The sequence below is a fragment of the Citrobacter tructae genome, from assembly GCF_004684345.1.
Classification (GTDB): domain Bacteria; phylum Pseudomonadota; class Gammaproteobacteria; order Enterobacterales; family Enterobacteriaceae; genus Citrobacter; species Citrobacter tructae.
In genome coordinates this window covers 3,244,294-3,265,868 of record NZ_CP038469.1, presented here as the reverse complement: position 1 = coordinate 3,265,868, position 21,575 = coordinate 3,244,294, and the positions used below count along the sequence as shown (strand labels likewise).

Here is a 21,575-nt window from a genome sequence, read left to right as displayed (position 1 = left end):
AGTTACTATGTCTTCCCACAATACCCCATACACGCTGAAAGATATTTCTCGTCCAGGCGGTGGATTTGCCATGTTGGCTGTCGATCAACGTGAGGCGATGCGCCTGATGTTCGCTGCTTCCGGGCATCCAAAACCGGTTGCCGACAGCGTATTAACTGACTTTAAAGTTGCGGCAACCCAGATTCTGTCACCCTATGCTTCAGCGGTGCTTGCTGATAAACAATTTTGTCTCGAACAGATCGTGTCACAAGGTGCGATAGCCGATTCCTGTGGTCTGATTGTGGCGGCTGACCATTTTGTCCCTGGCAATGGTATTCCGGTTGATAGCGTTGAAATCGACATGGCAATTGACCCTCATAAAGCCCGTGAGATGGGCGCGAAAGCAATGAAACTGCTGGTACTGTGGCGTGAAGATGAACCGGCAGAAGCTCGTTTGGCTATGGTCGAGGAGTTTGTCCAACGTTGTCGTAGCGCCGGGTTGGTGAGCATCATCGAACCGGTCGTCCGCCCTCCACGCCGTGGTTGGGAATTCGATCGTGAAAGCGCCATTCTCGCCGCTGCGGCTGAACTTGGCGGTACTGATGCCGATCTCTATAAAGTCGAAATGCCATTAGGTGGCAAGGGCGACGAACAGACCCTGCTTACTGCATGTCAAAAGCTTCATGAACATATGAAAATGCCATGGGTCATTCTTTCCTCTGGGGTTGATGCCGATATCTTTGGTCGTGCAGTGCGCATCGCCATGAAGGGTGGTGCTTCCGGGTTCCTGGCTGGGCGTGCTGTGTGGGCGTCGGTCGTGGGTGCACAGGATCCGCAAACGATGCTGCGTGATGTGTCTGTCCCACGTTTACAACGTCTTGCTGAAATTGTGGATGAAGGTATTTCTCAGCGTTAATCACCCATTCTTAGTGAATCTGGAGCAGAACCATGGAAAAAATTACCCAAGTTCTCTTTTCTGATATTGGGAAAGTGACGACCCAGTATATTGAGCTGCCGCACCAGGAACTTAAACCGCAGGAAGTTCGCATCGCTCCGGTATTCTACGGAATTTGTGGCTCTGACCTGCATGTACTAAAAGGTGGTCATCCATTTGCAAAACCTCCGGTTGTGCCTGGGCATGAAATTGCAGCACGCGTAACGGAAGTGGGCAGTGAGGTGACAAATGTCAAAACGGGCGATCATGTTGTTGTCGATCCGATTATGGCTTGTATGGAGTGCCGTGCCTGTAAGGCGGGTCGCTTCAATCTGTGCGAGCCGCCGCAGGTTGCTGGTTTCCGCGCGCCAGGATTTGCTCGCTCACAGCATATTGTCCCGGCGCGAAACTGCCATGTTGCACCTGCCTCTCTGCCGCTGAAAGCACTGGCCTTTGCCGAGCCGGCTGCCTGTGCGCGTCACTGTGTGAGCCGGATGCCGAAAGCTTCGCTGGAGAGTGTGTTAGTGATTGGCGCAGGAACCATTGGCTTATCCATTGTTCAGGCTTTGCGCATTATGGGGGCGGGAAAAATCACCGTGATCGAACCTGATGCTGCCAAGCGTGCGTTATCGTTAAAACTTGGCGCGACAGAGGTTTGGGCCCCGGGTGAACTGGATCCTCAGGAGCGCTTTACAGGCGCGGTAGATGTTGTTGCTGCTCAGGCCACACTGAATGATGCCTTTACCCACGTCTATGCCGGGGGAACAGTGGTATGCATGGGTGTACCGAGTGGCCCTCGTGAAATTCCGCTTCCTATGATGCAGCGTTTCGAACGCGACCTGCTGAATTCCGGCATGTATATCCCAGAAGATTTCGATGCGGTAATTGAGTGGCTGGCGGATGGACGCTTTGATACCAGTGAACTGGTGACCGATCTTTTCCCGGTTGAAGATGCGGCAAAAGCATTTGAACGTGCGCAGCAAAATGACTCGATAAAAGTCATGCTGCAGTTTGCTGAGGCTTGATGGTGTAACCCTCTGTCTGGCGCTGTTTCACGACAGCGCCACCTTACAACAATGAAAAAAAGGATACTGCGATGAGTCACGTCACCAGTCCTGCACCTTATTCAATTGGTCGTCCACAGGACGTGATTGATATTGTTAATAAACATTCAGCAGTGAATACCAGCGTTGGCATTATTTTCATCGCCCTCGGAGGCATCCTTATTGATGCTTATCAGGCGGCGATGGTCGGGTTTGGTAACAAATATATTGCCTTGCAATTCGGTATTTCACCGGGGCTTGCGGCAACGGTTAACGCCTCTGTTTTAGTCGCGGCTCTGATTGGCGGATTACTGGCGAACCGCGTGATTAACCGCTTTGGTCAAAAGCGCGCATTTATCATCGGGATGGGATTGTGCACGATTGGTGCTGCGGCCGTCGCGATAGCACCCAACATCTGGTGGGTGCTGGTTTGTCGCGTAATTATGGGGTTTGGTCTGGGTATTGATTTTCCACTAGCAACGAACGCTGTCGCAGAGCTGCGTGGTTCAACATCTAAGAAAACGGGTTCGTCAGTCAACCTCTGGCAAATGGCCTGGTATGTATCAACCACCGTTGTTTATCTCGTGCTGCTCCCGCTGCTGTTGTCGGGCATTGCTGAAGAACAATTATGGCGTTACGGGATATTCGTTGGGGCGATTTTCGCTGTCATTATCATGATCCTGCGATACTTTTTTATTGGTGAATCCGCCATGTGGGCGGCGCGAGTCGGACGTTATGATGAGGCCTGCGGCATTCTGGCCAAGCGCTATGGTGTTCATGCTCGCGTTGCGGATCCGTCACAACGTGGTAATACCTCATCGGAACAAACAGACAGTAAGTTTCATGGCGGATACGGCATCTTATTTAATTCACGCTATCGCAAACGGACCATCCTTGGCTGTGTCGTGGCCACCATGCAGGCTTGGCAATACAACGCCGTGGGCGTTTATTTGCCGCTGACCCTGGCAGGGATATTGAGCGGAGGATTAACCGGTGCGCTTAGTGGCTCTGCGGTAGTGAACGCGCTGTGTGGGATCACCGGCGGGCTAATCGGATCACTTATCCTCCAGCGTTTAGGCACACGTCTCCAGTCGATGTATGGCTTCGCCATCGTGACGATAGCGCTGCTGGCGTTAGGTGCGCTGGCAACGACAAACCCATGGCTTTCTTTAGGTCTGTTAGGTGCCATTATTTTCTTCCATTCAGCAGGCCCTGGAGGCTTAGGGATGACCATCGCCACGCTGTCTTATCCGCCAACGATTCGTCCGACTGGGGTTGGGTTCGCACGTGCCATTATGCGCACCGGGGCGATTGCTGGGCTGATTTTCTGGCCTATGCTGTGGGGCGCGTTAAAGACGGAAGCGTTCTATTGGCTGGCGATCGTTCCTTTCCTCGGATTCCTGACATGCGTATTGATTAAGTGGGAACCCCTTGGCGCCAATGTTGACGCTGAAGATGCCGAGGTTCTGGCTGAACTGGAGAAATAGTAAGTAAGCGCGTCGGCGTAAGTCGGCGCACTTTCAAAAAAGTTTCTTCCACTTAGTCAGTGGGTTATTCCGCAGATTTCTCGCCGACCCGGAGAGGAAAGTTATGGCTGAAAGTGAACAGGTACCAAAAGAAGGACTATCCGGCAAAGCCATGAGACGCGTTGTCATGGGCAGTTTTGCCGGTGCGTTGATGGAGTGGTACGATTTTTTTATTTTTGGAACCGCAGCAGGGTTGGTCTTCGCCCCGCTATTTTTCCCTAACAGCGATCCGTTTATTGGGTTGATCGCTGCATTTGCGACCTTTGGCGTAGGTTTTTTATCGCGCCCACTTGGGGGCATTGTTTTTGGCCACTTTGGCGATAAAGTTGGCCGCAAGATAACGTTGATTTGGACATTAGGTATCGTCGGTACCTCAACGTTCTTAATCGGTTTTATACCCACCTACCAGGACATTGGTATCTGGGCACCGATTATATTGATGGCTCTGCGCCTGATTCAAGGATTTGGCTTGGGTGGGGAGTATGGCGGTGCGGCGTTGATGACTATTGAATCTGCCCCCGAAGGAAAACGTGGTTTTTTAGGTTCGCTCCCGCAAACGGCGGCCTCGGTTGGGATTATGTTGGCGACAGGTGTGTTCGCACTATGTAATCACTTCCTGACTCAGGAGGAGTTTCTTTTCTGGGGATGGCGTATCCCATTTTGGCTCTCTGCCATCATGCTGATTGTCGGGTTGTTCATTAGACTTCATACCGAAGAAACGCTGGATTTTCAAAAACAGAAATCTGCCAAGTCACATGAAAAATTGGCACCGCCGCTGATTGAACTCTTCCGTAAACACCCTCGTAATATTTTGTTGGCGCTTGGTGCCAGGTTGGCTGAGAGCGTTTCGTCCAACATCATTAACGCTTTTGGAATTGTCTATATTTCCAGTCAGCTTGCGTTATCAAGGGATATTCCGCTAACCGGTATGCTTATCGCCTCGGCGATTGGCATTGTGAGTTGTCCCCTGATTGGCCGGTTCTCTGATCGCGTTGGGCAACGGAAAATGTATCTGTTTGGGGCAGGTTTTTGCATCTTGTTTGCCTTTCCCTTTTTCCTGCTGCTGGACACGAAAAGCACACTCATTATCTGGTGCAGTATGATCCTGGGTTATAACCTCGGACCAACGATGATGTTTGCTGTACAGCCCACGCTGTTTACTCGCATGTTCGGTACCCGGGTCCGTTACACAGGCCTTTCATTTGCCTATCAGTTCTCCGCGATTTTGGGCGGGTTAAGCCCGCTAATTGCGTCCAGCCTGCTGGCCCTGGGTGGTGGTAAGCCGTGGTATGTCGCACTATTTTTGTTTGTTATCTCAATACTCTCATTTATTTGCGTCTGGCTTATCGAGCCACATTCAGACAATAAAAATGACGCTAATACGAATTAACTTCTTACCGAAATATCAGAGAACAATCATATGAACACTGAACTGAATTCCGAATATCGACAAGCATTACAGCGTGCGTTTGATACCCCCTGGCTGGGGCCCGTGGGGGAATCTGTTCTGCTTGAAAAAGGCAATATACGGCTGCAACTTTTCCCGCAAGATGGCGCCCGAATCACGTCATTACAGGCGTTTGGTTTTGAAGTGTTACGGCAATGGGAATCGCAGCGTAGGGCATTTCAATACGGTTGCTTCCCGATGGTGCCCTGGGCGGGACGACTTGGCTATGCGACGCTGAACTTGGGGGAAAACCAGTATCTTTTGCCGGCTAATAAGCCGCCTCATGCTCTGCATGGTATGGCCTGTTATTCAGCGTGGGAAGTCGTAGAACAAAAGGCGGATGCGGTGATGCTGCGTATGCCGTTGGGGTCACCGTGGCCCTGGGAGGGCGAGGTTCTGCAAATGCTGACTCTTGAGGATGACGCGCTAATTCTGCGTCTTGAAATTCACTCCGTATCGGACTCATTCCCAGCATCAGCGGGCTGGCATCCCTGGTTTGCTAAACACCTTGACCCACTGCATGAAGACGCAGAGTTGCAGGTGCTATTTAATGCCGACTGGCAGGAAGAGGCCGGGAGCAACGAATTGCCAACAGGTAAGAAGGTTCCCCCGCAATCGGGCCCGTGGGATGACTGCTTCGGCTTTTCATCCGGTCTGAATGTCAGATTACAATGGCCAGGCATGCTGAGCATGGTGATGACATCGGCGGCACAAAGCCTGGTTGTCTTCGATAAACAACCCGACGCGACATGTGTTAATCCACTCACTCAGGCACCTAATGCCATTAATCTAACACCGCAGTTTGTTAGCGCAGGACTTCCGCTGGTGATTGAGTCGCGCTGGCAATTTAACGATGAAGGTAAATAATCGCTGTCGGCACACATAGTCAAACTTCTCCTTTCCCGCTACAGTTATTCATCCACGGCGAGTAAGGAGAAGGACATGCTCTATATCTTTGATTTGGGTAATGTGATTGTCGATATCGACTTCAATCGCGTGTTAGGCACATGGAGCGATCTGAGCCGTGTACCGCTGGCTTCGCTAAAGCAAAGTTTCACCATGGGGGAGGCTTTTCGTCAGCATGAGCGGGGGGAAATAACCGATGAGGCCTTTGCCGAGGCGCTGTGTCACGACATGGCGCTGCCGCTGAGTTATGAGCAATTTTCCCACGGCTGGCAGGCCGTTTTCGTTGCATTACGCCCCGAAGTCATCGACATCATGCATAAGCTACGCGAACAGGGACACCGAGTGGTCGTGCTGTCGAATACCAACCGTCTCCATACAACGTTTTGGCCGGATGAGTATCCTGAAGTGCGTCAGGCGGCGGACCATATCTATCTTTCTCAGGAACTTGGCATGCGTAAACCAGAAGCGCGGATTTACCAGCATGTTCTGCAGTCCGAAGGTTTTTCTGCCGCGGATGCGGTCTTTTTTGATGACAACGCCGATAATATTGAAGGGGCTAACCAGTTAGGGATCACCAGCATCCAGGTCGTCGATAAAACGACTATTCCTGACTATTTCGTGAAGTTGCTATGCTAAAAAACGTGCATCAAAAAGCCAGGCACCATACGCGTCCTGTACGGGCCTGGTTGAAGCTATTATGGCAACGCATTGACGAAGACAACATGACGACGCTGGCAGGTAATCTTGCCTACGTCTCACTGCTCTCGTTAGTGCCGCTTATCGCCGTTGTTTTTGCTCTTTTCGCCGCATTTCCGATGTTTTCCGACGTCAGCATTCAGCTACGACATTTTATTTTCGCTAATTTTATCCCGGCCACCGGCGACGTTATTCAGCGCTATATCGAACAGTTTGTCGCTAACTCGAACAAAATGACGGCCGTCGGTGCATGTGGGCTGATTGTGACGGCGCTATTGCTGATGTATGCCATCGACAGCGCGTTGAATGCCATTTGGCGCAGCAAACGCACGCGACCTAAAGTGTACTCTTTCGCCGTTTACTGGATGATTTTAACGCTGGGTCCGCTGCTGGCGGGGGCCAGTCTGGCGATCAGCTCTTATCTTTTGTCCCTGCGCTGGGCCAGCGAACTCAATACCGTTATTGATAACGTTCTGAGGATGCTGCCGCTAGTGCTCTCCTGGCTCTCGTTCTGGCTGCTTTACAGCATTGTACCGACTACGCGCGTACCCAATCGCGATGCAGTTATTGGTGCCTTTGTTGCCGCTGTTTTGTTCGAAGCCGGGAAGAAAGGCTTTGCGCTCTATATCACGATGTTTCCGTCTTATCAGCTTATTTACGGCGTACTGGCGGTGATCCCCATTTTATTCGTCTGGGTATACTGGACGTGGTGTATCGTCTTGCTAGGCGCAGAAATAACTGTCACTCTCGGTGAATACCGCAAACTCAAACAAGCCGCAGAACAAGAAGAAGCAGACCAACCATGATTGCATTGATTCAGCGCGTAACCCGTGCCAGCGTCACCGTGGAGGGCGAGGTGACGGGTGAAATTGGCCCAGGACTTTTAGTCTTATTAGGTGTCGAAAGGGATGATGACGAACAAAAAGCGAACCGCTTGTGCGAACGCGTGCTCGGCTATCGAATTTTCAGCGATGCCGAAGGCAAAATGAACCTGAATGTGCAGCAGTCAGGCGGCAGCGTGCTGGTGGTGTCGCAGTTTACGCTGGCGGCAGATACCGAACGCGGCATGCGCCCGGGCTTCTCAAAGGGCGCTTCGCCCGATCGTGCAGAAGCGCTATATGAATACTTTGTTGAGCGTTGTCGCCAACAGGAGATGAATACGCAAACCGGACGATTCGCTGCAGATATGCAGGTATCACTGGTTAATGATGGCCCCGTGACGTTCTGGTTACAGGTATGAACCAGCTTCCGGCGTGGTCGCGGGTAACAAGAGAGAATACAACTATGTATCACCTTCGAGTACCGCAAACAGAAGAGGAATTGGAGCGCTACTACCAGTTTCGCTGGGAGATGCTGCGTAAGCCATTGCATCAGCCAAAAGGATCTGAGCGGGATGCCTGGGATGCCATGGCACATCACCAGATGGTGGTGGATGAAGAGGGCAATCTGGTCGCTGTGGGGCGTCTTTACATCAATGCGGATAACGAAGCTTCTATACGTTTTATGGCCGTTGACCCGTCGGTTCAGGAGAAAGGACTGGGAACGCTGATGGCGATGACCCTTGAATCCGTGGCGCGTCAGGAAGGGGTAAAGCGTGTGACCTGTAGCGCCCGTGAAGATGCGGTTGAATTTTTTGCCAAATTGGGATTTGTGAGTCAGGGAGAAATCACCACGCCGCAAACCACACCAGTGCGCCACTTTTTGATGATCAAACCCATCGCCACACTGGATGATATTCTTCATCGCGGAGACTGGTGTGGACAGCTCCAACAAGCCTGGTACGAACATATTCCGCTGAGCGAGAAAATGGGCGTACGTATTCAGCAATATACCGGGCAAAAATTTATTACGACGATGCCTGAGACAGGAAATCAGAACCCGCACCATACTCTGTTCGCCGGGAGCCTGTTTTCTCTGGCAACGTTAACCGGTTGGGGGCTTATCTGGTTGATGCTGCGTGAACGCCATCTGGGTGGGACGATTATCCTCGCTGACGCGCATATCCGATACAGTAGGGCGATCACCGGGAAGCCGACGGCCATTGCCGATCTTGGTTCGCTGAGCGGCGATCTCGATCGTCTGGCTCGAGGCCGTAAGGCGCGAGTTCAGATGCAGGTTGAGCTTTTTGGCGATGACAAGGCGGGTGTAGTGTTTGAAGGCACGTACATTGTGCTACCCGCGAAGCCATTTGGCGCCTATGAAGAAGGCGGGAATGAAGAAGAGTAGGGGGGAGATCTCTGCTCTTTATTCTACCTTGTCCGCGTTTTATTCGCGTGTTGCAACACGCCAGGCAATATCCCGCATGGCACTTCGCGCTGTCTGGCTAATACCTCCCAGCTGGAAAAAGCCGTGGATGACGCCGAGATAGCGCTGGCAAGTGCACTCCACACTTTGCTCCAGGAGCCTTTGGTACAGCGCTTCACCCTCATCGCGTAGCGGGTCATATTCGGCAGTAATGATGTGTGTGGGTGGCAAACCGGTGAAATCGTCCCGCCACAGCGGGCTGGCTTCTGCGTGCTGTAGGTTAGTCTGTGGCATATACATCTCGTAGCCGGAAAGCAGCGTGTCGCGGGTGATAATGTAATCCTGCCCATTGGTGATGTAGCTGGCAAAGCTGGAGGTGGCATCGAGCATAGGGTAGATCAGCATGAGTCGCGCAGGCTGCCATTGATTTGTGGCTTTCAGACGTAGCGCAGTGACCAGTGCCACGTGTCCGCCAGCGCTGTCGCCAGCAAGCGAGATGTTCTCTCGGTCTACGCCCAGTTCTTCTGCATATTTCCAGATGATATTTGCCCCGCTTTCAGCATCATCGTGCGCTGCCGGGAAGGTATGCTCAGGTGCAAGGCGGTACTGCATGGCAATCACCCGGCAGCCGCTGTAAAAAGCGAGCTGTCTTAGCTGATTATCATGTGTCGCAAATCCGCCGCTGACAAAGCAGCCGCCATGGTAATAAATAACGCAAGGTAGAGATCGTGTCGCGTTTAGCGGTGATATCACACGAAATATCATACCTTCCAGCACAATGTCTTCTGATTTGACTCGCATCTCTTTCTCACCGGCGAGCACCGTACTGGCAATATAGCCTGTTCTCCGGTCATCAATATTTTGCTCTCGCGAAGAGGGACGCCCTGCCGCGATAAATTCGTCAACTAACTGTGAAATTCCGTTTTCTAGTGGCATTTTTAACTTCCTTTATCTGTATGGATATACAGGTTTATAACCTGGATATTGGCAAAAGAAAATGGGGATGTTTGCCTGGTCAGTGATTCTGGAAAGTGGCTCGCAAAAGTACATTTACCACCTGCAGAGCTCTTCTCTTTAAAATTAACCGGGTGTAAATTGCTCGTATTTTAATCTTGAGTGATATACTAGAGATATATATAAGTATGATGATTGGGCTGGATATGGGCAGAATTTTACTCGATTTATCAGATGAAATGATTAAACGACTGGACGATCTCAAAGTGCAACGCAACCTTCCCCGTGCGGAGTTGTTGCGAGAGGCTGTTGAGCAGTATCTGGAAAGACAGTCAAATACGACTATTTCCAATGCACTTGGCTTGTGGCAGGGCTGTGAAGAAGACGGTGTGGAATACCAGCGCAAACTGCGTGAGGAGTGGTAATGGCTAATGGGTCGGCACTTTTTGACACCAATATTTTAATCGACTTATTCAGTGGGCGGCGCGAAGCAAAACAAGCGTTAGAAGCATGGCCACCGCAGAATGCGATTAGCCTTATTACCTGGATGGAAGTGATGGTGGGTGCCAAAAAATATAATCAGGAGCACCGCACGCGCGTTGCGATGAGCGCGTTTAACGTTATTGGTGTATCGCAGGAAATTGCCCAGCGAAGTGTTGCTCTGCGCCAGGAGTATGGGATGAAACTTCCGGATGCCATTATTCTGGCGACAGCGCAAGTTCATCGCCTTGAACTGGTCACGCGTAATACAAAGGACTTTGCCGGAATACCGGGCGTGGTGACGCCATACGAATTGTAACCCGGGCGACTTTCGCCGCCCGATACAACAAAAGACTTACTCCCCTTCACCCGGGAACAGGAACGGGTTGATGGAGCTGCGGGCAAAGCCCTCTTGCTCCATGTGCGCGTCCAGCATCAGTGAGGCGAGGTCGTCGGCAACAGCTTCTACTTTTGGATCTTTTTCCTGATATAAAATCTTCAGGTAAGTCCCGCAGTCGCCGCAGCTTTCAGCTTTAATCGCTGACTGTTCGTTATCCAGTGACCAGTAGTTCAAATCACGGCTTTGCTCGCAGTTGCTGCACTTCACGCGCACCACGTGCCACTCTGTTTCGCACAGGTTGCAGTGCAGATAGCGCAGCCCCTGAGTGGTACCAATTTGTACCATACTGGAAACCGGCATTGAACCGCACACCGGACAGAACTGGCGCTGCTCACCGTATTCAGCACGGGCTTTACCGGGGATCAGGGTTGCCATCTGGGCCCAGTAGAGCGACAGCGCGGCCCAGATAAATGGTGCTTTATCACTGCTAACTGACGCAAAATCAGAAGCAAACAGTGCGCTGGCCATTAGTTCCAGTTCTTGCTCTGAGGCTTTTTCCAGATTCTCGATCACCGCTAACGCGGGACCGCTCATTTCTGGCTTCAGCTCAGCAATTAACGACTGCAGCAGTTTTTGCCAGTGCTTATCGCGTGGCAGAACCTGGATATCCAGCGGCGGCTTGCCCTGATCGTTCGCTTCTTTGATACGCGCAGTAAGATCCATCTGTAACGGATGGTCGTACAGCACCACTTCCTGCGCGTGGGCAATCAGCGCCGCGAAGCGCAGGTAATCACCCAGCGGATTGTTCTCGGCCAGCTCGCGCAGACGATCGGCGCGACGGTTGTAGAGGTTCTTGAGTCTGGGGAACAATAACGGCGGAATGTACTCCGCCGTGCGTTTCTCGCTCGAACCCAGCTCATCTTGCGGGATTATGCGAATACTCATTCAGATGACTTTTCCTGTTTCTGGCGGACTTCACGGTACCAGCGCGGGTGATGTTTCTTCGCCCATGCACTGGTGACCCATCCTTCCACCATCGCGGTAATGGTGCCTTTCACCCAAAGGGCGGCGTAAATGTGCACCATGATAACCACAATTAACGCTACTGCGGCAAATGAATGCAGCATTAACGCGAATCGGATCACCGGGATTGAGAAAGCAGGCGCAAAATACGGACGCCAGATGATCACTCCACTCACCAGCAACAGGACCAGGAAGATAATCGCCGCCCAGAATACGCATTTCTGGCCGAAGTTATAACGTCCCGTGTCACCTACTTCCTCGTTGACGACGATCTTACGAATATTCTTCGCCCAAAAGATATCATCCCGATTGATTAGATTGTGGTGCCAGTAACGGAAAAACATGATGATAAACGAGGCAAACATGATCACGCCGACAAACGGATGCAGAATTCGCGCCAGTTGTGGGGTGCCCATTATCTGCATCAGCCAGTTGAAGGATGGGAAGAAAAAGCCCAGCCCACTTATTGCCGCTAACATGAAGCAGAAGGCGGTGACCCAGTGGTTGATGCGTTCCGGCGCCGTGTAGCGCACGATGGTGTCACGTCGTTTCATTTGCGCACCTCATCGTCTTTTTCATGCAGATTGTCTTCTTCCTCTTCCGCACGGTTCGGGCCTACGCCGACGTAGTGGAAGATACTGGCCGCAAATGTCGCTGCAAAGCCGACCGCTGCGAGAGGTTTCCAGATGCCTTTCCAGAACTTCACGGTGGCGCTGATTTCCGGGTTTTCCGGCAGGCCGTGATACAGATTCGGCTTGTCGGCATGATGCAATACGTACATCACGTGCGTACCACCAACACCTATCGGATCGTACAGACCCGCATTATCGTAACCACGGGTTTTCAGCTCCGCCACGCGCTCGCCTGCCAGCGTTTTCATCGACTCTTTGGTGCCGAAATGAATCGCGCCGGTTGGACACGTTTTCACGCAGGCCGGCTCTTGTCCTACCACCACACGGTCAACGCACAGCGTACATTTGTAGACGCGGTTGTCTTCCGGGTTAAGGCGTGGCACGTCGAACGGGCAGCCTGCAATGCAGTAGCCGCAGCCAATACACTGCTCAGACTGGAAGTCGACGATGCCGTTGGCATACTGAATGATTGCTCCTTCCGCCGGACACGCCTTCAGGCAGCCCGGATCGGCACAGTGCATGCAGCCATCCTTACGGATCAGCCACTCCAGTTTGTCGTCTTGCTCCACTTCTGAGAAGCGCATCACCGTCCAGGACTTGGCGGTCAAATCGGCCGGGTTGTCGTACACCCCAACGTTGTTACCCACTTCATCACGGATGTCGTTCCATTCCGAGCACGCTACCTGACAAGCCTTACAGCCGATACAGGTAGTGACGTCGATAAGCTTTGCCACTTCTTCCTGGTGATCCCGCGCCTGAGGCGCGGGGGTGAAACCGTTAGTGGCGGAACGACGAATAATGTCTTGCGATTGATAAGCCATAGGTCGTCTCCGTTACACCTTTTCCACGTTCACGAGGAAGGACTTAAATTCCGGCGTCTGCGTGTTTGCATCGCCGACGAATGGCGTTAACGTGTTAGCGATAAAGCCTTTTTTCGCCACACCTTCGTAGCCCCAGTGAATCGGAATGCCGATGGTGTCGATATCCTGACCGTTAGCCTTCAGCGTGCGAATGCGCTTGGTCACCACCGCTTTGGCTTTGATATAGCCGCGGTTAGAAGAGACTTTAACGGTATCGCCGTGGGAGATGCCGAGCTTATTCGCCAGCTTCTCGCCAATTTCCACAAACTGTTCAGGCTGGGCGATGGCGTTCAGTAGCGCATGCTTGGTCCAGTAGTGGAAGTGCTCGGTCAGACGGTAGGTCGTCCCGACGTACGGGAACTTATCCGCTTTACCCAGTGCTTCTTCGTCGCCTTTAAAGATACGGGCGGCAGGGTTAGAGATAACGTTCGGGTGCAGCGGGTTAGTCCCCAGTGGCGTTTCAAACGGCTCGTAGTGTTCCGGGAATGGACCTTCTGCCATCTTATCGATAGCAAACAGACGCCCCATACCTTCGGGCTGCATGATAAACGGTCCGACATTACTGCCAGGTGCGGCGGCGCTGTAGTCCGGAATATCCATCCCGCTCCATTTCGTCCCATCCCATTTCAGGATTTGACGTTTTGGATCCCACGGATTCCCCTGTGGGTCAGCGGAGGCACGGTTATACAGAATGCGACGGTTGAGCGGCCATGCCCAGGCCCAGCCCAGCGTATTGCCAAGGCCCGACGGGTCTGCGTTATCGCGACGCGCCATCTGGTTGCCTTCCGGCGTCCAGCTCCCGGCGAAAATCCAGCAACCGCTGGAGGTTGTACCGTCGTCGCGCAACTGGGCAAACGAGCTAAGCTGTTGGCCTTTCTTGACGATAACCGCGCCGGTAGCCGGGTCGGTAATGTCGGCCAGTGCTTTACCGTTACTCTCCATCGCCACTTCTTCCGAAGCCGGTTCGTGCGGCGTGGAGTAGTTCCAGGTCATACTCAGCACCTGTTCCGGGTTTGCACCGCCCTGTTCGGCGTACATTTTACGCAGACGCAGGAAGATACCGGCGAGGATTTCACCGTCAGTGGCGGCAATCCCTGGGGCATCCGCACCTTTCCAGTGCCATTGCAGCCAGCGACCAGAGTTAACGATAGAACCGTTTTCTTCCGCAAAGCAGGTAGACGGCAGGCGGAAAACTTCAGTCTGGATTTTCGATGGATCAACATCGTTCGACTCACCGTGGTTTTGCCAGAAGGTGGATGTTTCGGTGTTGAGCGGATCGATAGTTACCAGGAATTTCAGTTTTGACAGTGAAGCCACAACCTTGTTTTTGTTCGGGAATGAGGCAACCGGGTTGAAGCCCTGGCAGATGTAGCCATTTACTTTGCCCTGGTTCATCATCTCGAAGTACTGCAGAACGTCATACCCTTTGTCCCACTTCGGCAGCCAGTCGAAGCCCCAGCTGTTTTCCGCTGTTGCTTTATCGCCAAAGAAGGCTTTCATCATCGAGACGAAGAATTTCGGGTAGTTGCCCCAGTAGTTCACCTGACCTTCCAGCAACGGTTTTGGTGTGTTGGCGGCAAGGTAAGTTTGCAGGTCGGTTTGTTTTTCGTTTGGCAGCGTCATGTAGCCAGGCAGGCTCTGTGACAGCAGGCCTAAGTCAGTCAGCCCCTGAATATTGGAGTGACCACGCAGGGCGTTAACGCCGCCGCCAGCCATCCCCATATTGCCGAGCAGCAACTGGATCATCGCCATGGTGCGGATGTTTTGCGCGCCCACGGAGTGTTGTGTCCAGCCCAGCGCGTACAGGAACGACGCAGTTTTATCTTTCACGCTGGTTTCAGCAATGTATTCGCAGACTTTCAGGAAGTCAGCTTTCGGCGTACCGCAGATGTTTTCGACGACGTCCGGCGTGTAGCGGGAAACGTGCGTTTTCAGCAGGTTCCAGACACAGCGCGGATGTTGCAGTGTGACATCGCGTTTGGCGAAGCCTTTTTCATCCAGCTCGTAGTTCCAGCTGGTTTTATCATACTTGCGTTTGTCCGCGTCGTAGCCGGTGAACAAGCCATCTTCGAAGCCATAATCTTCACGCACGATCAGGCTGGCGTTGGTATAGGCCTCGGTGTATTCGCGGTTAAATTTTTCGTTGTTCAGCAGGTACAGCAAGACGCCTGACAGGAAGGCAATGTCAGTACCAGAACGAATTGGGGCATAGAAATCAGCCACAGCAGCGGTTCGCGTAAAGCGAGGATCGATCACAATCAGCTTCGCGCCGTTGTGAATTTTGGCTTCCATCGCCCAGCGGAACCCGACCGGGTGCGCTTCAGCGGCGTTACCGCCCATCACCACAATGAGGTTGGCATTTTTGATGTCGACCCAGTGGTTGGTCATCGCACCGCGACCAAATGTTGGAGCAAGACTTGCTACCGTTGGTCCGTGTCAGACGCGTGCCTGGTTGTCGACCGCGAGCATACCCAGCGCGCGGGAGAATTTTTGCGTTAAATAGCCGGTTTCATTACTGGATGCGGAAGCACACAACATCCCGGTGGAAAGCCAGCGGTTAACGGTGACGCCTTCAGCGTTCTGCGCAACGTAGTTAGCGTCGCGGTCTTCTTTCATCAGCTTCGCGATGCGGTCAAATGCCTCATCCCAGCTAATTTGTTGCCACTTATCGGAACCTGGTGCACGGTATTCCGGGAATTTAAGCCGGCTTTCGGAGTGGATGAAATCCACCAGACCAGCCCCTTTCGGGCACAGTGCGCCGCGGTTCACCGGATGGTCCGGATCGCCCTCGATATGGAAGATGGATGCTTTGGCGTTTTTCGCACCGTCACCGAGACTGTACATTAACAGTCCACAGCCAACGGAACAGTAAGTGCAGGTGTTACGGGTTTCGCGGGTACGCAGCAGTTTATATTGCCGTGTTTCCGCTAGCGCTACACCGGGTGCAAAACCCAGAGCCGCCGCCGTGGTGCCTGCCATACCGCCAGCGCAGATCTTAAAGAACTGCCTTCTGCTGACCTGCATGGTTCGCTCCTTGTTTCGACATTGTCACGTTCCCTTCACATTGGTGTATCGCGCTCGCGAGGGAAGTGGTTGTTATTTTTCTTTGCGGACGGGACCGCAAAGGTCCAAAATTGGGTGAATTTCCCTCCGTCCAGGAGGGATTTGTAAAGAATACCACAATGTTGGTATGTGTGTTCCAATATGGTTAAAAGAAAGTGAATAAGATTATTCAAGAAAACATCAAAAATGTGACGACTTTGACGGGATCGCGTCAGTTGACTCTCTGGAAACGGGAGGATTTGCAACATCCTCAGCCTGATGAGGTCGCTGAAGAGGTGCCTGTTGCACTGGTTTACAACGGGATATCGCATGTGGTGATGATGGCATCCCCGAAAGATCTTGAGCATTTCGCGATGGGCTTTTCACTTTCTGAAGGCATTATTGAGCGCCCGCAGGATATCTATGGAATGGAAGTAGTTCCTTCCTGTAACGGATTAGAGGTGCAAGTTGAGCTCTCCAGCCGCCGTTTTATGGGGCTGAAGGAGCGCCGTCGTGCGCTGGCCGGTCGTACCGGTTGTGGCGTTTGCGGCGTCGAGCAACTCAATGACATCGGCAAGCCAGTCCCGCCTCTGCCGTTTACCCAGACATTCGATCTGGCGCATCTCGATAACGCCTTAAGGCATCTCCCTGATTTCCAGCCTGTTGGGCAACTGACAGGTTGTACGCACGCGGCTGCCTGGGTACAACCGTCGGGAAACCTGGCGGGAGGGCATGAAGATGTGGGTCGTCACGTTGCGCTGGACAAATTGCTCGGGCGGCGTGCAATCGAAGAGGGAGCCTGGCGGCAAGGCGCGGTATTAGTCTCCAGCCGTGCTAGCTACGAGATGGTGCAGAAGTCGGCGATGTGCGGCGTGGAGATCCTGTTTGCTGTTTCTGCTGCGACAACGCTGGCCGTTGAAGTTGCCGAACGCTGTAACCTGACGCTGGTGGGTTTTTGCAAACCGGGCAGGGCGACGATCTACACGCATCCTGAACGTTTGATCGCTGAATAAATTTCATTCAATAAAACCGAATAAATTTCATTCAATAAAACTGAATAAAACAGGCAAATCCTTCCGCTTTTAGTTGTGCGATGTGAGGGCTATTATTTATCACATCAAGGCAAGTCGCCTTACTCAAACAACTAAGTGAAAGGATTTATATCATGAAAAGCATCAAAACTTTTGTCGCAGTTATCGCTCTCGCTACTTCATTCGGTTCTTTCGCTGCTCAGTCTGTTACCGCAACCGGTTCTACACTGGACAGCGCTGAAGCAAAAATCGCCGCTCAGGCTGAACGTGCAGGTGCCAGCGATTACAAAATCACCCAGGCCTATACCGGTAACCGCGTGCATATGACCGCTGAACTGCTGAAATAAGTCATCTCAGTACTGTAGAAAGAGCGCCTTCGAGGCGCTTTTTTAGTTTATTCCCGCCATTCTCAACAGCGCGGTGGCCACGGCCGCGGCGATAATCACCACAATCAGCGGCATCTTGCGCCAGGCGAGAAACACCGCAAATGCCACGCCGAGAACGCGCGCCATCCCGGCGAAGTGTTCACCTTCGTAAAAAGTGGTCGCCAGTGCGACGGAGAACAATAAGACTGTTGCCGCATCTGAAAGCAGCGCTTGTGAGCGCTCGGAAAATGCCAAACGACTCCCCAGTTTCGCTCCGCCTAAACGCATTAAATACGTTCCCAGGGATAGCATGGCGATACCGACGATAAACAGCGTCATGTTGCCCATTATTTCTTCCTCGTCAGTAAGCCAAACAGTGAAAGCAGGACTGGCAGGCCAACCGGAGCAAATGGGACGGCGGCGAGCGACAGTGCGGCCCCGCTACAGGCACGAACCAGCGTGGTACGGTTTTTAAATGCCGGGACCACTAAGGCCAGCAGAATGGCCGGGAATACGGCATCCAGACCGATCGTTTCCGGGGCGGGCAGCAGCTTGCCAACCATCGCCCCGAGCAGTGTTCCCAGCGGCCAGACAATAGCAACACCTAGACCGCACAGCCAGTAGGCGGCTTTGCGCTGCTCCGGCGTTTTTTGCGACAGGCCGAACACCACGCTTTCGTCGTTCATGATATGGCAGCCAAGAAAACTGGCAGCACGCGTACCTACCAGATCGCGTACCGTCACGCCGAACGGAACGTGGCGAGCATTCACCAGTAATCCGGCTGCTGCGGCGGCAAGCGGATTACCGCCGCTGGCGATAATACCGATAAACATAAATTCAGATGCGCCAGCCAACACGGTAATGGAGAGCACAAACGGTACCCACAGCGGAAAGCCATAGGCCATCGCCAGCGAACCATAAGACATCCCCACCACACCGACCGCCAGACACACTAAAAGGATCGCTTTTATGGTGTCGCCTTTGAGACTGGAAAAATAATGTTTCATCCTACTTTAGCCATATCGAACGAATTTCCATTATAATGAACGCGACCAGTTTGATTTACAAGTCGAACGTTTCGTTCGATATATAAAACATGGAGTCGTGTATGACCCAACCCATCAGTATGATTGCGAAAAGCCTGGTCCGTGAGCGTCAGCGTACCGGACTGTCGCTCGCAGAAATTGCCCGTCGCGCGGGAATTGCAAAATCGACGCTCTCGCAGTTGGAAGCAGGCAATGGCAATCCTAGCCTGGAAACGCTGTGGTCGCTGTGTGTGGCGCTGGATATTCCCTTTGCGCGACTGCTGGAGCCGTTGGAGCAAAAGACTCAGGTGATACGCCGGGGTGAAGGAACAAAAGTGGTGGCGGAACAGGCTCATTATCAGGCAATTTTACTGGCAGCCTGCCCACCGGGTGCCAGGCGGGATATCTATCTGTTGCTGACACAGCCGGGTGCCGACCGCGTTTCACACCCGCATCCGCCGGGATCGATTGAGCACATTATTGTGACGCAAGGTAAAGCGCTGGTGGGACTGATCGACGCACCGGAAGAGTTAGGTGAAGGGGATTACATTTGTTATCCCGCTGACCAGGCGCATATCTTTAAAGCGCTGGAGCCTGATACCCAGGCGATTCTGGTAGCCGAACAGAATTAATTGTTATGCCGGATGCGACGCATAAGCGCCTTATCCGGCTCACCAAATTACTGCATATAAAACACTTCTTTCAGCTCTGCGCTTACCGGGCTGTTGTCCGAGTGGGTGGGCATCACGTCACGCATATGCTTCCACCAACGCTGGCACACGTCGGTACTGGCGACGGCATTCCAACGCTCTTCTGATTCAATCTCGACGGTGGCGAACAGCAGATTGCGTTCCTGGTCGAGATAAATCGCGTAGTGATGGGCGCCGTGGGCTTTCAGTACGGCTTCCAGTTCCGGCCAGATGGGATTATGACGACGCTGATACTCAACGTGGGCGTCAGCATTCACCTGCATCACAAAGGCTTTGCGGATCATAACGCCTCCAGATACAGCGCGCGGACCTCGTCGCGACTGGCGGTGCGCGGGTTACACGGCGCGCACGGATCGGCGAGGGCTTTGTCCAGCCACCCTTCAATGTCTTCTTTGGTCACGCCTAGCTGGCTGAAGCCCGTCGGAATGCCCACACGCTTGCTCAGTGCGCGGATAGCGTTGATGGCTTCCGTGCTTGCTGCGTCATCACTCATTCCACGGGTATCAACACCCATTGCCTGCGCTACGCGAGCAAAGCGCGCGACGGCGTTCGGGCGGTTAAAGTTTTCGATAATCGGCAGCAGGATGGCGTTGCAGACGCCGTGTGGCAGGTTGTGCGTCGCGCCCGGTTGGTGCGCCAGCGCATGCACCAGACCGAGACCGGCGCTGTTGAAGGCCATCCCCGCCAGATACTGACCAAACGCCATTTGCTCACGGGCTTCGAGGTTGTGACCTTCATCGACCGCTTTCGGTAGCCACAGGTTGATCAGGCGAATGGCTTCCAGCGCGTTGGCGTCGGTGAGCGGATGTGCGCCGACGGAAACATAGGCTTCCACCGCGTGGGTCAGGGCATCCATACCGGTGGCTGCGGTGACGGAGGCCGGAATGTCCAGCATGACGCTGGCGTCATCCACGGCGATATCCGGAATAATGTTCGGATCGATGATGACTTCTTTTACTTTGCGCGAGGAATCAATGATCACCGCGTTGCTGGTCATCTCTGCTGCCGTACCGGCGGTAGTGTTAATGGCAATCAGCGGTACACCCGCGTTTTTGACTTTGCCCACGCCTGAATAGGCGGTAGACGGACCTGGGTTGGCGGTCAGGATTTTCACCGCTTTAGCGGTATCGATCGGGCTGCCGCCGCCGAAAGCGATAATGTAATCACATTGTGCATCCTGGTATGCCGCAAAACCTTTCTGTACCAGTTCTTCCGTTGGGTTCGGGAACACTTCGTCGAACAGGTGATACGACATTTCATGCGCATCCAGGGCAGTAAACAGACTGTCCAGCAGGCCCAGTTTGACCAGTTGGCCATCGGTGACGATCAGCGCTTTACCCCATTGCTTGTTCGCCACGAGGTTGACCATATCGCCAATTGCACCAGCGCCATGCAGACTGATTTTTGGTAGTGCCAACATAAAGCTCATAAGTATTCTCCTTAAATATAACGTCCTGTCTGCGGTGGGAGGTATCAGTACAGCTCTATGGCGCTGGCCAGCGGCGTCACGGCAAAACGTTTACCGAGTGCAATCAGTTCTTCGCGCGTGATGGTCTGCTTCATACCGCCCATTGAATAAATTTTGACTAAAACTTCAGCAGACTTCTCGGCGGTGTCTATCAAACCGAACGCTTCGTCGAGTGTCGGTCCGCTGCCGAATACGCCGTGGAACGGCCACAGTACCAGTGTGTGTTTTTGCATTTCCTGTGCGGTAGCCTGACCGATTTCATCGGTGCCTGGAACCATCCACGGCAGAATACCGACGCCATCCGGGAATACCACCAGGCATTCGGTGCTGCCTTCCCACAGCTTGCGGGTTATCAGCGCAGTGGTGTTTTCCAGCACATAGGTCAGGGCGATCAGGTTGGTTGCATGGCAGTGCATGATCACACGGTCTTTGCCATTGGTGGCTTTAATGCGTTCGCAGTGGGAAAGGAAGTGCGCGGGCAGTTCAGAGGTCGGTACGGCTTCGTGGGTCAGACCCCAAAGAATGTGGTAGCCCGCGCCGTCACTGTCGATTTTTACCACGCCCAAATTGGCCGCCGGATCGAGCTGGACGTTACGGAAGAATTTGCCGGAACCAGTGACGATAAACGGCGTGTTGGCCAGCAGCGGCATCGGCTGACTCAGGGCGATATAGCGCGGTTTTTCGTGGAAATTGTCGCTAAATGGCGCAATGTCTGCATCATCCAGGCGCAGCGTCAGGTTGCCACCGTTACGCTCATCCCAGCCTTTCAGCCAGGCATCGGAAGTGGCTTTGATCATCCCCTGGACGAACCAGGAATTAGTAATGTTCTGCATGGTTTATACCTGTCTTATTCAATGCCGGATACGCGAA

23 protein-coding genes and 1 pseudogene are annotated in these 21,575 nt (G+C 53.0%); 14 read left to right on the top strand and 10 right to left on the bottom strand.

All coding sequences use genetic code 11. The features are described from left to right. The first annotated feature begins 7 nt into the window (after window positions 1–7). The 9 genes and pseudogenes from E4Z61_RS16325 (at window position 8) to fabY (ending at window position 8,757) form a co-directional block, all read left to right on the top strand. Complete coding sequence (locus E4Z61_RS16325) at window positions 8–895, top strand: aldolase (protein ID WP_135323678.1); 888 nt, start codon at window positions 8–10, stop codon at window positions 893–895. Between the two features lie 32 nt (window positions 896–927). Then, entirely contained in the window at window positions 928–1,938 is a 1,011-nt protein-coding gene (locus E4Z61_RS16320) for a zinc-dependent alcohol dehydrogenase (RefSeq protein WP_135323677.1), read from the top strand. A gap of 71 nt (window positions 1,939–2,009) precedes the next feature. After that, window positions 2,010–3,443, top strand: a complete 1,434-nt coding sequence (locus E4Z61_RS16315; protein WP_135323676.1) for an MFS transporter — start codon at window positions 2,010–2,012, stop codon at window positions 3,441–3,443. Between the two features lie 103 nt (window positions 3,444–3,546). Further along, window positions 3,547–4,913: pseudogene (locus tag E4Z61_RS16310) on the top strand (MFS transporter). Continuing rightward, window positions 4,903–5,796 carry an aldose epimerase family protein gene (locus E4Z61_RS16305; protein WP_135323674.1) on the top strand — a complete coding sequence of 298 codons (894 nt, stop codon included), beginning with the start codon at window positions 4,903–4,905 and terminating at the stop codon, window positions 5,794–5,796. Before E4Z61_RS16310 ends, E4Z61_RS16305 begins: the two are co-directional and overlap by 11 nt. Before the next feature lie 75 nt (window positions 5,797–5,871). Further along, a complete protein-coding gene (yihX, locus tag E4Z61_RS16300) occupies window positions 5,872–6,471 on the top strand; it encodes a glucose-1-phosphatase (RefSeq protein WP_135323673.1) in 600 nt (199 codons plus the stop codon). Further along, complete coding sequence (locus E4Z61_RS16295; protein ID WP_135323672.1) at window positions 6,465–7,337, top strand: virulence factor BrkB family protein; 873 nt, start codon at window positions 6,465–6,467, stop codon at window positions 7,335–7,337. The genes yihX and E4Z61_RS16295 overlap by 7 nt, the downstream gene beginning before the upstream one ends. Further along, window positions 7,334–7,771, top strand: coding sequence for a D-aminoacyl-tRNA deacylase (gene dtd / locus E4Z61_RS16290; RefSeq protein ID WP_135323671.1), 438 nt, complete (start codon window positions 7,334–7,336; stop codon window positions 7,769–7,771). Before E4Z61_RS16295 ends, dtd begins: the two co-directional genes overlap by 4 nt. A 44-nt stretch (window positions 7,772–7,815) precedes the next feature. Further along, on the top strand, window positions 7,816–8,757 hold the full coding sequence (gene fabY / locus E4Z61_RS16285) for a fatty acid biosynthesis protein FabY (RefSeq protein ID WP_167817561.1): 942 nt from the start codon (window positions 7,816–7,818) through the stop codon (window positions 8,755–8,757). 39 nt (window positions 8,758–8,796) lie between these two features. On the opposite strand, the gene E4Z61_RS16280 is transcribed toward fabY, so the two are convergent. Further along, window positions 8,797–9,711 carry an alpha/beta hydrolase gene (locus E4Z61_RS16280; protein ID WP_135323669.1) on the bottom strand — a complete coding sequence of 305 codons (915 nt, stop codon included), beginning with the start codon at window positions 9,709–9,711 and terminating at the stop codon, window positions 8,797–8,799. A gap of 206 nt (window positions 9,712–9,917) precedes the next feature. Between E4Z61_RS16280 and E4Z61_RS16275 the strand changes: the two genes are divergently transcribed. Further along, on the top strand, window positions 9,918–10,154 hold the full coding sequence (locus tag E4Z61_RS16275) for a ribbon-helix-helix domain-containing protein (RefSeq protein WP_205746870.1): 237 nt from the start codon (window positions 9,918–9,920) through the stop codon (window positions 10,152–10,154). Next, window positions 10,154–10,528, top strand: coding sequence for a type II toxin-antitoxin system VapC family toxin (locus tag E4Z61_RS16270; RefSeq protein ID WP_135323668.1), 375 nt, complete (start codon window positions 10,154–10,156; stop codon window positions 10,526–10,528). Before E4Z61_RS16275 ends, E4Z61_RS16270 begins: the two co-directional genes overlap by 1 nt. A gap of 36 nt (window positions 10,529–10,564) precedes the next feature. On the opposite strand, the gene fdhE is transcribed toward E4Z61_RS16270, so the two are convergent. The 4 genes from fdhE to fdnG are packed head-to-tail and all read right to left on the bottom strand — an operon-like array spanning window position 10,565 to window position 16,088. Then, on the bottom strand, window positions 10,565–11,494 hold the full coding sequence (gene fdhE / locus E4Z61_RS16265; RefSeq protein ID WP_135323667.1) for a formate dehydrogenase accessory protein FdhE: 930 nt from the start codon (window positions 11,492–11,494) through the stop codon (window positions 10,565–10,567). Next, complete coding sequence (gene fdoI / locus E4Z61_RS16260; RefSeq protein WP_135323666.1) at window positions 11,491–12,126, bottom strand: formate dehydrogenase cytochrome b556 subunit; 636 nt, start codon at window positions 12,124–12,126, stop codon at window positions 11,491–11,493. The genes fdhE and fdoI overlap by 4 nt, the downstream gene beginning before the upstream one ends. After that, window positions 12,123–13,025, bottom strand: a complete 903-nt coding sequence (gene fdoH, locus E4Z61_RS16255; RefSeq protein ID WP_135323665.1) for a formate dehydrogenase O subunit beta — start codon at window positions 13,023–13,025, stop codon at window positions 12,123–12,125. Before fdoH ends, fdoI begins: the two co-directional genes overlap by 4 nt. A 12-nt stretch (window positions 13,026–13,037) precedes the next feature. After that, a complete protein-coding gene (gene fdnG / locus E4Z61_RS16250) occupies window positions 13,038–16,088 on the bottom strand; it encodes a formate dehydrogenase-N subunit alpha (protein ID WP_167817560.1) in 3,051 nt (1,016 codons plus the stop codon). Window positions 16,089–16,282: 194 nt separating this feature from the next. On the opposite strand from fdnG, the gene fdhD reads away from it, so the two are divergent. Then, window positions 16,283–17,119, top strand: coding sequence for a formate dehydrogenase accessory sulfurtransferase FdhD (gene fdhD, locus E4Z61_RS16240; protein WP_135323663.1), 837 nt, complete (start codon window positions 16,283–16,285; stop codon window positions 17,117–17,119). Window positions 17,120–17,271: 152 nt separating this feature from the next. Further along, complete coding sequence (locus E4Z61_RS16235) at window positions 17,272–17,484, top strand: YdgH/BhsA/McbA-like domain containing protein (protein WP_045449244.1); 213 nt, start codon at window positions 17,272–17,274, stop codon at window positions 17,482–17,484. 42 nt (window positions 17,485–17,526) lie between these two features. Here the strand turns inward: E4Z61_RS16235 and E4Z61_RS16230 are convergent, their stop codons facing one another. Next, the gene (locus tag E4Z61_RS16230; protein WP_135323662.1) at window positions 17,527–17,850 is read right to left on the bottom strand and encodes an AzlD domain-containing protein; all 324 of its coding nucleotides are present in this window, start codon (window positions 17,848–17,850) and stop codon (window positions 17,527–17,529) included. Continuing rightward, window positions 17,850–18,509, bottom strand: coding sequence for an AzlC family ABC transporter permease (locus tag E4Z61_RS16225; protein WP_135323661.1), 660 nt, complete (start codon window positions 18,507–18,509; stop codon window positions 17,850–17,852). The genes E4Z61_RS16230 and E4Z61_RS16225 overlap by 1 nt, the downstream gene beginning before the upstream one ends. 101 nt (window positions 18,510–18,610) lie before the next feature. Between E4Z61_RS16225 and E4Z61_RS16220 the strand changes: the two genes are divergently transcribed. Beyond that, window positions 18,611–19,159, top strand: a complete 549-nt coding sequence (locus E4Z61_RS16220) for a helix-turn-helix domain-containing protein (protein ID WP_135323660.1) — start codon at window positions 18,611–18,613, stop codon at window positions 19,157–19,159. Between the two features lie 47 nt (window positions 19,160–19,206). On the opposite strand, the gene rhaM is transcribed toward E4Z61_RS16220, so the two are convergent. From rhaM to rhaD, 3 genes are read right to left on the bottom strand one after another with little or no spacing between them, the layout of a single operon-like run. Next, on the bottom strand, window positions 19,207–19,521 hold the full coding sequence (rhaM, locus tag E4Z61_RS16215) for an L-rhamnose mutarotase (protein ID WP_135323659.1): 315 nt from the start codon (window positions 19,519–19,521) through the stop codon (window positions 19,207–19,209). Beyond that, window positions 19,518–20,666 (bottom strand): lactaldehyde reductase, encoded by a 1,149-nt coding sequence (gene fucO, locus E4Z61_RS16210; RefSeq protein WP_135323658.1) that lies wholly within the window; start codon window positions 20,664–20,666, stop codon window positions 19,518–19,520. Before fucO ends, rhaM begins: the two co-directional genes overlap by 4 nt. 44 nt (window positions 20,667–20,710) lie before the next feature. Next, entirely contained in the window at window positions 20,711–21,538 is an 828-nt protein-coding gene (gene rhaD, locus E4Z61_RS16205; RefSeq protein WP_135323657.1) for a rhamnulose-1-phosphate aldolase, read from the bottom strand. Between the last annotated feature and the right edge of the window lie 37 nt (window positions 21,539–21,575).